The organism is Kordiimonas aquimaris, from assembly GCF_025574485.1.
Lineage (GTDB): Bacteria > Pseudomonadota > Alphaproteobacteria > Sphingomonadales > Kordiimonadaceae > Kordiimonas > Kordiimonas aquimaris.
On the sequence record NZ_JAOBPO010000001.1, the window covers coordinates 423,894 to 436,741 of the forward strand.

Consider the following 12,848-nt stretch of genomic DNA (forward strand, 5'->3'; position numbering starts at 1 on the left):
GTTCAGCCTGACTTACTAATCACAACACCATTATTCGGAGTCATATCCAATGAACATGCGTCAAATTGATGAGATGTACAAAGAGTATGGCTCATTAAAAGTTAACCAAAACATTCATATTTCCATAAAGCATAAGTTTGTTTTTATACCTGTACCCAAAACAGGCTCTACAACTTTAAAAAAAGTTTTTCAGTCTATCGAAATGCGAGAGCTGAAACGAAAGTGGATAAAACCCCATCCACTACCTGAGCACTCTCCTTTTATTAAACCCTACCAACTTCAGAGGGAGCAGCTTAGTGACATACTAAAAAGCTCAGAGTATGTTAAATTTACCTTTGCCAGAAACCCTTATCATCGACTTTACTCGGCGTGGCGGGATAAAATTCATGGCAACAGGGCAGAGAAAGCTCAAATACTTAAAGCACGTCAACTAGATCCGGAAAACCTGGAGCAGGATATCTCTTTTTCAGAATTCATTGAAACAATACAAACTATAGATAAGTATAAACTTGACCCACATTGGTCACCACAATACCACGAAATTTTTAACGAAAGAATAAAGTTTGATTTTATCGGCAAGCTTGAACGATTTGACGAAGATTTATCTATACTTGCAAAAATGCTAAAAATGCCACTCGCAAGCGAAGTTCCAGAACAACCAATTAACAATAAGAGCTATGGCCACAAAAGCACATCTAGCGCATACAATAGCAAAGATATAAGAATCGCCACCGAATTATATGCTGAAGACTTTTCTTTTTTTAATTACCCTACATACAGGATTTGAACCTAGCGTAACCACATAGGGTTAGATAATTTCTGTATAAACCCTTTATGGGCGTCAAGTTCAGTCTCGCTAACGACAAACTCTCGCTTTTCTCTCACCTTTTTAGGGCCTCGTGCTATTTTTATCGACTTATCTACCGACAGGTCCATCCCCGCCTGACGCCCTCCCATCAGCTCAATATATACATCTGCTAAAATTTCGGCATCAAGCAATGCACCGTGCAATGTACGGTGGTTATTGTTTACATCGAAGCGCTTGCAAAGCGCATCAAGGCTGTTGGCTGCACCTGGAAACTTGGTACGGGCAATTGCGAGCGTATCAACAAACCTCTTTGGATGAACAATCGGTCGCCCAGCATTCTCGAGTTCCCAATTGATAAAACGCATATCAAACTCGGCGTTGTGCGCAACCAGCACACTATCGTCACCGATAAACTCAAGGAAACCATCCATCACATCTGAAAAAACAGGTTTATCTTTAAGAAACTCTGTTGAAAGGCCGTGAATTTTAAAAGCACTGTCTGGTACCTCACGTTCAGGATTAACATAAACATGATAGTTTTCACCCGTGAGGGATTTATCGACCATTTCAACAAGGCCTATTTCGATAAGGCGGTCACCCATCATAGGATCAAACCCTGTCGTCTCCGTATCGAAAATTAACTCTCGCATGAAACTGCCTGCTCCCTGAGTTCCTGTGTTATCCGGGCAACTTCAGATCGTGCATGATCAAGCCCTTTGTCCGTTTCAATAACATAGTCCGCGCCGGCACGTTTGTCAGCATCTGGTGTCTGGCGGGCAAGAATATTATCAAACTTTTCCGGCGTCATGCCTTTGCGGTCAAGCACACGTGCGCGCTGCACATCCACTGGCGCAGACACGACAACAACCTTGTTACACGCTTTGTTGCCGCCTGTTTCAAAAAGCAGCGGCACATCAAGCACAACAAAAGGTACGCCTTTTTTCTGAGCATTTTCAAAGAACGCCGCACGCACCACACCAACCATGGGGTGGATAATGGCTTCAAGCTGCTCTTTTAATTCAGGTTTTGCAAAGACCATGGCACCAAGCTTCTGCCGGTCCAAAACACCCTCTTTGACCACACCTGGAAAAGCAGCAGCAATAGGGGCAATAGCAGGGCCACCTTTAGCCTGCAATGAATGCACCACTGCGTCAGCATCAAACACCGGCACATCCAGCTCCGCAAACATCTTTGCCGTTTCAGACTTACCCATACCGATCGAGCCCGTAAGGCCAACAACAATCATGACAATGCCTCGTCTAGTTTGTTGCGAAGGCGCTCATCTAATCCGACATCAACACCAAACCATATTTTGAAAGCAGCTGCACCTTGGTGCACAAGCATACCAAGTCCATCAACAGCAACAAGACCTCTGTCCGTTGCTTGTGCCAAGAGTTCTGTTTGAAGGGGCTTGTACACAATGTCGTACACAATTGTGCCTACTGCTACTTGAACAAGATCAAGATCAAGCGGTAGTTGGCCCGTCATTCCCAGCACTGTTGTGTTCACCACGAGGCCGGCGCCTGCCAATGCATTTTCGCGGTCACCCCAGTCAACCACCACAATGCGGCCACGCCCGATTTCATCAGCGATGGCTTCGGCTTTTTCTCTCGTTCGGTTTGCAATCATAACCATTGGTACATTGCTGGTCAGCAAACCAAGGCATGCCGCTCTTGCAGCACCACCTGCGCCTAAAACCAAAGCCGGTCTATCCTGTTGCCAGCCAGGTGCTGATAACTTCAGATGCTGCATGAGGCCAATACCATCAGTATTAAACCCTGTTGTTGTACCGTCTGGATTGATTTTCACTGTATTGACCGCACCCATTTGCCGGGCAAGGGGGGCAAGTTTATCCAGAAAAGGGATAATCGCCGTTTTATGTGGTACCGTTAGGTTAAAGCCTGTGTATCCTTCATTTTTGAAAATCTCTAGCTGCTGCTCCAAAGCGCCCTCAAGCACATCAACAGCAATATAGTCTCCCTTAATGCCGGTTTCAGAAAACCAGTGCTTATGAATAAGCGGCGACAAGGACTGGGCAACAGGGTGCCCAATAACGGCAGCTTTTTTAATGGTATTTTCATCCAAATTCATCATTGGCCAAGCATTCCGTACTGCCGCAAGAAAACCAGAACATTTATTAGCGGCAGACCAAGTATAGTAAAATGATTGCCTTCAATTTTATCAAAGAGTTGTGCCCCCAAACCTTCAATCTGATATGCACCCACGCTCCAGAAAGCATCACTGCCAATTGCCTGTAAATAATCATCAATAAACGATCCAGAAAGAGGCCTCATGTGCAGCGTTGCTGTATCAACGGCGCGCCATATGGGTTGACCATTTTCATACATTACCGCAGCAGAATGCAATTGATGTGATCGACCCGACAGTAGGTTAAGTGTTTCTTTCGCGCTTTGAGTGTTTTGCGCTTTAGAGATGATATTAGCACCACATACTAGCGTTTGGTCAGCACCCAAAACCAGTTTATCGGGATTGATAATAGATACGCTTCGCGCTTTAGCATCAGCGAGAGCATCAGCAATATTACGCGCTGTTGTACCAGAAGAAATTAAGCTTTCCTTGAGGGAGATTTCGTCAATCAACGCAGGCACAGTATCAAATACAACGCCTGCATTCTCTAACATGCGTTTGCGGGTTTCACTGCCCGAAGCAAGAATAAGGCAACCAGCTTGCATCTCAGGTTTTGTCCAGTTTTTCTTTATTACCACTGCGTGCATCCTGCCATTGGTAATATCTATTCAAGATTGCCGCAGCCGTTTCCTCAATTGACCGGCGCGTTACATCAATTGTCTGCCATCCGCGGTCTGTACAATAACGCCGACATTGTTTTATCTCGTCCTGAATATGCTGAAGGTCGATGTAATCACCTTCTTCTTCTTCATTGATTGATCTTAACCGGTTGGTCCGAATTTGCGATAGCCGCTCGGGGCTTGTTGTTAAACCGATGACAAATTTGTCACGCAACACATCTAGCAAAGGAGGCATTGGCACAAAGGGCACAAAGGGTACATTCATTGTTTTGTAACCCTTGTTTGCCAGATAAATGCTGGTCGGTGTTTTTGAGGAACGTGATACACCTATCAAAACAATATCTGCTTGCGGTAAATCCTCAACTAGCTGCCCATCATCATGAGCCATGGAAAATTGCAAAGCATCAATGCGCTCAAAGTAATCAGCATCCAAAATATGTTGCCGCCCTGGTTTGTGTGTGGCTTGCACGCCGAGGTAAGAGCCAAGCAACTTAATAACCGGATCCAGAATGGGTAAAACCGGTAAGTTCGCAGCGCGGCATTGTTGCTCAAGAACGTCGCGTATCTCAAGGTTCACCAGCGTGTACATGATAAGACCTGGGTGCTCCTTGATATCATCCATCAAACGCTCCATTTGCATAGCAGAACGAACAAGCGGCCAGTAATGCTTGTGAACCTCAACACCTTCAAATTGAACAAGGGCAGCAGATACAATTGCCTCAAGTGTCTCACCAGTTGAATCAGACACTAGATGCAAATGATATTCATCGTTTTTAGTAGCTGGTGGCTGATTAAAGTTCATTGTTTATCCTGTTATTGGCCTACTACTGGAACTCTATCAATATCTTGCCGAGTCGGCATTAACTTCAGGAATAAGTCTGTGGATAACACCTAGCACAACACATTGAGCAAACAAGGTAGGAGGATTGTCCTCATTTTGAAATGATGTTTTTAATATGGTTATATTTTTAATGCACAGGAGATAGAACTGGGGACAATTATACTAATTTATCACCAGATTTGCATGTTATCCCCACTATTCACATAATATTTTGTGTTTAATTAACAGAAAAAAATTCAATAGTTTCACCATCTAAATGTCGGAAAATTTATTTTACTAACAAATCGACAGGTGGTTTACATTCACAATGAAGCATCACTTTATCAGGGTATAAGTCTGTGGATAAAATGTTTTCCCCGTTGTTAACAGGCACCAAATACTACTACATCCTTTCTTTATAATTATTATTTATTAGTAGTTCAGCTTAGTATGGCTCAAATATAAAGTATCTCCTGTCTCCATAAAACCAAGTGAGTAACCAGTGACTAAAATTTTGCTTGAAACATTAAAAGGCAACCCAGGTGACCGCGTACCGTTTTGGTATATGCGTCAGGCGGGGCGTTACCTACCAGAATACCGTGAGGTAAGAGCAACAACCAGTAGCTTTATGGAGTTTTGTTACAGCCCGGATAAAGCAGCTGAAGTAACGCTGCAGCCTATTCGGCGGTATGGTATGGATGGCGCTATTCTGTTCGCGGACATATTGGTTGTTCCAGACGGTCTTGGACAGAAGGTTTGGTTTGAGACGGGACACGGGCCAAAACTCACACCTGTGAATAATCAGGAAACCTATGACAACCTGTCATTTAAAAACTTTCATGACAAGGTTGGTGCTGTATATCAAACAATTGCGAAACTAAAACATATGCTGCCAAGCGATGTAACATTGCTTGGGTTTGCTGGCGCACCGTGGACTGTTGCCACATATATGATTGAAGGCGCTGGCAGTAAGGACCATGCAGCGGCACGGCAACTGGGGTACCGTGATTCTGAATTGTTTAATAAACTGCTTGATCTGTTGGTAGATGCAACGGCAGCCTACCTTATTCGTCAAATTGAAGCTGGTGCTGATGCGGTACAAATTTTTGATAGCTGGTCAGCAGCTTTGCCTGCCAGTGCGTTTGAAGATTGGGTTATTAAACCAACTCGCGCAATTGTTGAAAAAGTGAAGGCCGTTTATCCGGAAACACCCATTATAGGTTTCCCGCGCTTATCGGGTGCAGCGCTGCCTGCTTTTGTTGATGCAACAGGTGTTAATGCTGTTTCACTTGATACAGGTGTACCGCTTTCATGGGCTGCAGATACTGTTCAACAGAAAGTTTGTGTTCAAGGGAACCTGGATCCACATCTTGTTGTTGCTGGCGGAGAACGAATGATATGCGAGGCTGAATATATTCTCGAGACGTTAAGCGGTGGTGCGCATGTCTTTAACCTCGGGCATGGTTTTGTGCCGGAAACGCCGCCAGAGAATGTTGCGCAGTTATCGGCGTTTGTTAAAAATTATCGCCGATGATTTAGCGGCTAAATATAACTAATTAGCGAGCATTAAAGGATATTTTATGGAAGGCTTTCTTGGTGAATTTTACTTATGGGTAAAAGCGTTTCATATTATTTTTGTTATCTTCTGGATGGCGGCATTGTTCATGATGCCGCGTTTTTTCGCTTATCATTGTCAATATGATGTTGGTTCAGATGAGGATAAACATTGGATTGAGCGCGAAACCCGCCTTAAAAAAATCATCATGAATCCAGCTATGATGATTGCATGGACACTTGGAATATTACTGGTTTTAAATATAGGTATGGGTGCTGGTGGATGGCTGCACTTAAAGCTTCTTCTTGTGGTATTTCTCACCGGGTTTCATATTTATCTGGGCAAGCAAATGAAGGTACTTGCTTCCGGTGAGCATGTCAGAGAGGAAAAGTTTTATCGCAAAATAAATGAAGTGCCGGCGGCCTTCATTATTATCATTGTTATTCTCGCGGTGGTGAGGCCATTTTAAACCCGCACTTTTTCAATATTAAAAAGAGCTTTTAGTACACACTATATTTTTCGTTCATATGATATATAATAACATCTAATTTGGAGAGATTAGATGTACCGTCTACTAGCAATGGCAATAAAGACTATTTCTGTTATTTGGTTGATTTTTACATCGACAGCGATTTTGTCGCAGCAGAACGATGATGAACTTCCTGTTTATGGTGCAAAAGACCTTAAGTTAGATACTTCAAAATTACGCCCGCATCGATTGCTGTATGATCCGAAAGACGGCATCGGTGGCTATAAAGATGGCCTGTTTGCTGACGGTATATATATAAACCCGCAGGTTTCCATAACATTAGACCGGACTGTTTATTACAATTCCCAAAATGATGTGCAGGATGCCATTAGGGTTCGATGGGTAGCTAACACTCACCCGCACACCGACGAACTTATCGTTGATGCAAAAACACTAAGTACAATTAATGAGCAAGTAAGAACTGGCAAGAATTGGGAAACAAAAAACAAGCTACTATATGTCCGAGATAATACTGCGAACATATCTTTGGTTTCGGATAAACAAGATCCTTCTTTTACCTCGTTTCCACTTGAACACAGTGATCACTATGGTTTGATGATTCTTCCCTATCTTTTCGCTTCAATGGATATACCCATAGGGTCTCATTTCAAGTTGCCAGCTATTGGTTCAAGCGAAGAAAGTTTCATTGAAATACAAACCTTAGGTCCAGCATCCTTTATTGATGCTGAAAATAAGGAACAAGCAGCCAACTTATTCAAAAGTGTTCATAGCTGGGGTTATATTGAGTGGTATATTGATCCTGACAACAGCCCATATCACAAACATGCGGTTTGGCATTTTGGTGCTGATGGTACGCCTAATTCCACAGCTGTTTCCAAAGTTATCGATTCGGTGAATTTTAAATCAGATATTTACGAGAATATTCTGGATAAAGAAGCACTAAAGCAAGATGGTTCAAACTAGAGGTTTGTGTCTGGATTTAGTTTTTGGTTATTTCGCCGCTTTGTCTGTTTGTTCAAACTTATGGCTAAAATCTAATTCACTTGACACATAAGCCCGAAATGGTAGCATATGCCTTGTCGATGTGTTCTATCGATGTGTCAAATTTCTCCCGCAGTTTTCTATGATCGTTTGATAAATAACGGCGGAATCTTATCAGGATGATTATGGTTTCATAATTGTTCAACTTCATAGCAATAGATACAGTCTAATCATTCGAATTATAGCTGCACGTAATCCAATCACGATGAATCCATCTTTCTGAACAAATTTCATTAATAATATAGAGTTTTGGGCGATCCCATGCATTTACAGGATCTCAAAGAGAAATCACCAGCGGACCTTCTTTCACTAGCTGAAGAAGTAGGCGTTGAAAACGCGAGCAGTATGCGCAAGCAGGACATGATGTTCGCAATCCTTAAACATCTTGCAGAAGACGACGTAGAGATATCTGGTGGTGGGGTTATTGAAATCCTGTCTGACGGATTTGGTTTTCTACGCAGCCCTGAGGCAAACTATTTGCCGGGGCCAGATGATATTTATGTTAGCCCAAGCCAGATAAGGCGCTTTGCGCTGAGAACAGGTGATACGGTTGAAGGTCAAATCCGCGGACCAAAAGACGGTGAGCGGTATTTTGCGCTGTTGAAGGTTGCTTCGATTAATTTCGATGAGCCTGAAAAAGTAAAACACAAAGTTCACTTTGATAACCTGACACCGCTTTATCCTGACGACCGTCTCAAGTTAGATCCTGATAACCCAACAGTTAAAGACAAATCACCGCGTGTTATTGATTTGGTGGCACCAATTGGTAAAGGTCAGCGGGCACTTATCGTAGCACCGCCGCGTACTGGTAAAACGGTATTGCTGCAAAATATTGCTAAAAGCATAACGGCTAACCATCCTGAATGTTATGTGATTGTTCTGTTGATTGATGAGCGACCGGAAGAAGTGACCGATATGCAGCGTAGCGTGAAAGGTGAGGTTGTTTCCTCCACCTTTGATGAGCCAGCATCGCGTCACGTTCAGGTTTCAGAAATGGTGATTGAAAAAGCGAAGCGCTTGGTAGAGCACGGCAAAGATGTTGTTATCTTGCTTGATAGTATCACGCGCCTTGCCCGTGCGTACAACACTGTTGTGCCATCGTCAGGTAAGGTTCTAACCGGTGGTGTTGATGCTAATGCACTGCAACGCCCTAAACGTTTCTTTGGTGCTGCGCGTAACATTGAGGAAGGTGGTTCGCTTTCAATCATTGCAACAGCGTTGATTGAAACAGGTAGTCGGATGGATGAGGTTATCTTTGAGGAATTCAAAGGTACAGGTAACAGTGAAATTATTCTGGATCGTAAAGTTGCAGACAAACGCGTGTTCCCGGCGATCGATATTCTGAAGTCCGGTACACGGAAAGAAGAGTTGCTTGTTGACCCAGGCATGTTGTCTAAAATGTGGGTGCTTCGCCGTATTCTTACACCGATGGGTACAGTGGATGCGATGGAATTTTTGCTGACCAAGTTGAAGGATTCGCAAAACAACGAAGACTTCTTCAATCAGATGAACAATTAATATCTCAATGTAAACAAGTTTGGAAAGGCCCGCTTCTTGCGGGCCTTTTTTATGCAGCATTATTCTTTTGCAGCATCAAGAAACTGATGTGGATCAAGCAAGATAATATCGTCTCGCTTTCTAAGTTCGCGCATAAACCAGTTTTTATGTCCTGCGCCGTATGTGATCATAACCCGTTTACCTTGGCCACTTAACTTATCAAGGGCGTCGGCGATATGACTGTAGTGTGCCTGGTTTATTTTAGTCCAGCCGCCGGGGCCGATCTCGTCATTAAATAACCTGTCATATGGCTCAAGTTGCCATGCAGTTACAGCGTCGTAAGCGTCACTGTTGATATAATAAGGGTCTTCTTCCAAACCTTTGCGTGCTTCTGCTGCTTTATCAATTGCTGCCTGATATTCAGCCCAATCTGCCGCACGGGTAGGGTCATTTTGAATACGGCGCAAAGCTTTGCTGCGATAGTCATTCATGTGGCTATTCCAGCCTGCTGTCCCGATCATCTCAAACTTTAGTCGCCGCGAAAGCGGGAACAGGGCACCAACATATTCTGGGAAGCGTTTTGTGCGTGGTTCCTGAATTTCACCTGTTTCACGAAAGCCTTTCATTGTTGATTCCATGCGGTTTGGCGGGATTTCCACGAGCACATAATCAGGACTTACTGCTTCAAACACGCGCGTCAGATACGGCAAGCCATATGTTTCACTTGTTGTATGTCCGCCGTGTATCATACCGAGCATGACAACTTCATTTTTTACAGTGCTTCTAGGTTTCTCTGGAACAGGCGGAATTTCAAGAATAGACAAGGTGCCGTCCACTTCCGTGGTGACAAAAAGCTGATTACCATAAGCGCGCATAACAATTGGCTGTGTACCAACTGTTATTTGCTCAATAACAGCGCGCTCTTTGACATCAATAACCGAGACGGTATCGCCGCTAGCGTTGTTAACAAATGCAAAGCGACCATCACTGCTTTCCGTGACAGCAAATGGGCGTTTACCAATGCCATCTTTTATTGTGGTAATAACTTCAAATGAAGCGGTGTTGATTAAAGCAATTTCGTCTGAGCCACCACAGGCAACCATATAGGTGTTTTCACCCTCTACAAGTGCGCCGCCTTCTGGCGAACTACACACAGGTGTACGTGTAACTTCTGTTTCATTTAAAAGGTCAATTACGGATACGGTATTGTCACTGCGGTTAGGAACAAATGCTAATACACCGTCGTGCGTTACATCGCCGGGATAAGGTCTTTTGCCGGTTGTATATGTTTTGATTACTGTGTTGTTTGTCGGATCAAACACAGTAAACCGATCAGCAAATTCACTTACAACATAAGTGTGACCGGCTGCCAGGTTTTCACTAAATAAACTGGGGCTTTTGCCTACTTTCCAGCGAGAAATTTCTTCTCCTGTTGTTGCATCCAGTTCTATCAGATGCTCACCTTGAAAGGTTGTTACTAACCAACCATTTTTGCTGCGAACAATGTCAAGTGGTACCCCTTTAACAGGCCAGCGTGATACTTCTTTCCCTGTTTGCAGGTCAATACGAACAACAGCATCTTCTCCCGAAAGGGCAATCAGCACTGTGTCACCGTCCAGCCGCATACCGTGCGGTGCAGAACCAACTGAGAATGTTTTGCTAACAGTAATACCTGTTTCGGCAAATACTGGCGTTGATGCGACCGCCAGAACCAATGTGTATAGTATGATTGCTAAACGCATATTGACCCCTTTTTCTATGCCCGAAGGTAACATAGATGGATACGGAAGGAGCGTCACGTCACACTTATTTTATAGAGGGTGTTGAGGGAATTATGCGTCAAGCTTTCCAGCATGTTCCAGCGCATACCCTTCAGCAATAGAAAGAGCGCCTTCAAGAACAAGTAAAGCGCGTTTCGTATACAAACCACCATCGCCTGAATAGCCACCGAAGTTGCCGTTGCTACCGATCACCCGGTGGCAAGGGATAAGGATAGGAATAGGATTGCGTCCACACGCTGTACCAACAGGTTGGGCTGCGGAACCTATTTTTTTGGCTAAGGCACCGTATGTAACAGTTTGGCCGTAGGGTATATCAAGCATGGCACCCCACACTTTTTCCTGATGTTTGCTTCCCATTGGATTTAGTGGCAAGTCAAAGTCGTTCAAGTCTCCGTCGAAATATGCGTCCAGTTGTCGTTTTGTTTCTTCCAGCAGAGGGGATGTTTCCTGAAAAGGACTCCAGCCCCAATCAAGGGCAATGATTGCGCCTTCTAGCTCGGTGATGGTTATGTCGATCACCGGCGTATGCATGGAAAGTTGATACATTTTACGTGTGCTGCCTTAGTGGAGTGATTAACCGCTATGAATATTATATCCTTCTTTGCTACTGTGCGGCGAAAGCGTGAGCAAGCGAAAACAATATTTCATTGGAAAATAGGCATAGGTATCTTGTGGAAATAATAGACACAATTTTTGCATTATCGAGTGGAGCAGGAACATCTGGTGTTGCCGTGGTACGCCTATCTGGCCCGCAGTCTATTGAGGCGTTATTAAAGCTGAGCTCAGGTTCTGTTCCTGCGGCACGATATGCTTCACTGCGAAAACTTAAAGACCCAAAGAGCGGAGAGACGCTTGACCAAGCGCTTGTTGTTGTTTTTCCAGCGCCAGCAAGTTTTACAGGCGAGGATGTGGTTGAGCTTCATTTGCATGGTGGCCGTGCTGTTGTTGATGGTGTCTTGTCAGTACTTGCTGTGATGGATGGTGTGCGGCCAGCTGAGGCGGGTGAGTTCTCCCGGCGTGCTTTTGAAAACGGTAAGCTAGACCTCACGGAAGCAGAAGGGTTGAACGACCTTATCCATGCGCAAACGGCAGCACAACGCAGCCTGGCTTTGAAGCAAATGGACGGTGCTTTGCGTACACTTTACGAGGATTGGCGGTCTCGGCTTCTGTCTCATCTTGCACACCTTGAGGCAGATATTGACTTTCCGGACGAGGATTTGCCGGAAGGTGTTGCTGGTTTAGTTCTTCCCCAAATATTGTCCCTTAGGTCTGATATAACACAACATATTGTAGATAGTGAGCGAGGTCGCTTGGTGCATGATGGTTTTCGCATCGTGATTATCGGTGAGCCCAATGTAGGTAAGTCAACACTACTTAATGCAATAGCACGAACAGATGTAGCGATTGTATCGGATGAGGCTGGCACCACACGCGATGCAATTGAAATTCAATTAGACTTGGGCGGCTTTCCGGTTCGTATTATCGATACCGCTGGTCTACGCTCAACAGACAGCGCTGTTGAGAAAGAGGGTATTCGCAGAGCGGAAGAAAAGGCTGCGGATGCTGGGTTGAGGTTATTACTTGTTCCGGTTGATGAATGGCCACACATACCTTCAGGGCTGTCCAGGTGGGTTGATGAAAATACGATAATTATTGTTACACAGGTTGATCGTGCTGAATATGACGCAATGTTTCACGTGGAACATTCGGAGCGCTTACATGAACATGACCCCGTGTTTGTCTCTGCAAAAACAGGTGATGGCATTGATGGTTTGTTCGAAAGACTTAAGCGCATAGTTCAGGACAAAATGGCACCACAAGAAATGCCGACACTTACACGAATACGACACCAACAAGCACTTGAAGTTGCCATTGATCATTTAGTTCGATTTGAAGGAAATGCAGGTATGGACGCCGTGCTTGCAGCTGAAGATGTACGCATGGCTGTGCGGGCAATCGGCGGCATAACTGGGCGCGTTGGTGTCGAGGATATGCTTGATATTGTGTTCTCTGACTTTTGTATTGGAAAATAAGTTGCCTACAGAGCAGTGTATTGAGCCTGTTGAAGTAAAGCTTTAACTGAATTTT

General features: G+C 44.3%; 13 protein-coding genes. 6 read left to right on the forward strand and 7 right to left on the reverse strand.

Features of this window, described 5'->3' with window-relative positions:
* Window positions 1-49 precede the first annotated feature (49 nt).
* On the forward strand, window positions 50-787 hold the full coding sequence (locus OEU88_RS02045; RefSeq protein WP_262693435.1) for a sulfotransferase family protein: 738 nt from the start codon (window positions 50-52) through the stop codon (window positions 785-787).
* Between the two features lie 2 nt (window positions 788-789).
* On the opposite strand, the gene dnaQ is transcribed toward OEU88_RS02045, so the two are convergent.
* From dnaQ to OEU88_RS02070, 5 genes are read right to left on the reverse strand one after another with little or no spacing between them, the layout of a single operon-like run.
* Window positions 790-1,458 carry a DNA polymerase III subunit epsilon gene (gene dnaQ, locus OEU88_RS02050; RefSeq protein ID WP_262693436.1) on the reverse strand — a complete coding sequence of 223 codons (669 nt, stop codon included), beginning with the start codon at window positions 1,456-1,458 and terminating at the stop codon, window positions 790-792.
* A complete protein-coding gene (coaE, locus tag OEU88_RS02055; protein ID WP_262693437.1) occupies window positions 1,446-2,054 on the reverse strand; it encodes a dephospho-CoA kinase in 609 nt (202 codons plus the stop codon). Before coaE ends, dnaQ begins: the two co-directional genes overlap by 13 nt.
* Window positions 2,051-2,902 carry a shikimate dehydrogenase gene (locus OEU88_RS02060; protein WP_262693438.1) on the reverse strand — a complete coding sequence of 284 codons (852 nt, stop codon included), beginning with the start codon at window positions 2,900-2,902 and terminating at the stop codon, window positions 2,051-2,053. Before OEU88_RS02060 ends, coaE begins: the two co-directional genes overlap by 4 nt.
* Complete coding sequence (locus tag OEU88_RS02065) at window positions 2,899-3,534, reverse strand: Maf family protein (RefSeq protein WP_262693439.1); 636 nt, start codon at window positions 3,532-3,534, stop codon at window positions 2,899-2,901. Before OEU88_RS02065 ends, OEU88_RS02060 begins: the two co-directional genes overlap by 4 nt.
* Window positions 3,503-4,378 (reverse strand): pyruvate, water dikinase regulatory protein, encoded by an 876-nt coding sequence (locus tag OEU88_RS02070; protein WP_262693440.1) that lies wholly within the window; start codon window positions 4,376-4,378, stop codon window positions 3,503-3,505. Before OEU88_RS02070 ends, OEU88_RS02065 begins: the two co-directional genes overlap by 32 nt.
* Window positions 4,379-4,898: 520 nt before the next feature.
* On the opposite strand from OEU88_RS02070, the gene hemE reads away from it, so the two are divergent.
* The 4 genes from hemE (at window position 4,899) to rho (ending at window position 9,000) form a co-directional block, all read left to right on the forward strand.
* Entirely contained in the window at window positions 4,899-5,930 is a 1,032-nt protein-coding gene (hemE, locus tag OEU88_RS02075; RefSeq protein WP_262693441.1) for a uroporphyrinogen decarboxylase, read from the forward strand.
* Window positions 5,931-5,976: 46 nt separating this feature from the next.
* Window positions 5,977-6,420: a CopD family protein gene (locus OEU88_RS02080; protein ID WP_262693442.1), complete on the forward strand. Its 444-nt coding sequence runs from the start codon at window positions 5,977-5,979 to the stop codon at window positions 6,418-6,420.
* A gap of 93 nt (window positions 6,421-6,513) precedes the next feature.
* Window positions 6,514-7,404: a hypothetical protein gene (locus tag OEU88_RS02085; protein ID WP_262693443.1), complete on the forward strand. Its 891-nt coding sequence runs from the start codon at window positions 6,514-6,516 to the stop codon at window positions 7,402-7,404.
* A 339-nt stretch (window positions 7,405-7,743) separates the two neighbouring features.
* On the forward strand, window positions 7,744-9,000 hold the full coding sequence (rho, locus tag OEU88_RS02090; protein WP_262693444.1) for a transcription termination factor Rho: 1,257 nt from the start codon (window positions 7,744-7,746) through the stop codon (window positions 8,998-9,000).
* A gap of 59 nt (window positions 9,001-9,059) precedes the next feature.
* On the opposite strand, the gene OEU88_RS02095 is transcribed toward rho, so the two are convergent.
* Together OEU88_RS02095 and OEU88_RS02100 are read right to left on the reverse strand one after the other, a co-directional pair.
* On the reverse strand, window positions 9,060-10,721 hold the full coding sequence (locus tag OEU88_RS02095; protein ID WP_262693445.1) for a YncE family protein: 1,662 nt from the start codon (window positions 10,719-10,721) through the stop codon (window positions 9,060-9,062).
* Window positions 10,722-10,811: 90 nt separating this feature from the next.
* The gene (locus OEU88_RS02100) at window positions 10,812-11,306 is read right to left on the reverse strand and encodes a methylated-DNA--[protein]-cysteine S-methyltransferase (protein WP_262693446.1); all 495 of its coding nucleotides are present in this window, start codon (window positions 11,304-11,306) and stop codon (window positions 10,812-10,814) included.
* 125 nt (window positions 11,307-11,431) lie between these two features.
* Here OEU88_RS02100 and mnmE point away from each other — a divergent pair, with 125 nt between their 5' ends.
* Complete coding sequence (gene mnmE, locus OEU88_RS02105) at window positions 11,432-12,793, forward strand: tRNA uridine-5-carboxymethylaminomethyl(34) synthesis GTPase MnmE (RefSeq protein ID WP_262693447.1); 1,362 nt, start codon at window positions 11,432-11,434, stop codon at window positions 12,791-12,793.
* Window positions 12,794-12,848 lie beyond the last annotated feature (55 nt).

Coding starts and splice junctions, on each gene's coding strand:
- OEU88_RS02095 (WP_262693445.1), bottom strand. CDS start 10,721: ATGCGTTTAGCAATCATACTATACACATTGGTTCTGGCGGTCGCATCA.
- OEU88_RS02045 (WP_262693435.1), top strand. CDS start 50: ATGAACATGCGTCAAATTGATGAGATGTACAAAGAGTATGGCTCATTA.
- dnaQ (WP_262693436.1), bottom strand. CDS start 1,458: ATGCGAGAGTTAATTTTCGATACGGAGACGACAGGGTTTGATCCTATG.
- rho (WP_262693444.1), top strand. CDS start 7,744: ATGCATTTACAGGATCTCAAAGAGAAATCACCAGCGGACCTTCTTTCA.
- coaE (WP_262693437.1), bottom strand. CDS start 2,054: ATGATTGTTGTTGGCCTTACGGGCTCGATCGGTATGGGTAAGTCTGAA.
- OEU88_RS02100 (WP_262693446.1), bottom strand. CDS start 11,306: ATGTATCAACTTTCCATGCATACGCCGGTGATCGACATAACCATCACC.
- OEU88_RS02080 (WP_262693442.1), top strand. CDS start 5,977: ATGGAAGGCTTTCTTGGTGAATTTTACTTATGGGTAAAAGCGTTTCAT.
- OEU88_RS02085 (WP_262693443.1), top strand. CDS start 6,514: ATGTACCGTCTACTAGCAATGGCAATAAAGACTATTTCTGTTATTTGG.
- OEU88_RS02070 (WP_262693440.1), bottom strand. CDS start 4,378: ATGAACTTTAATCAGCCACCAGCTACTAAAAACGATGAATATCATTTG.
- OEU88_RS02060 (WP_262693438.1), bottom strand. CDS start 2,902: ATGATGAATTTGGATGAAAATACCATTAAAAAAGCTGCCGTTATTGGG.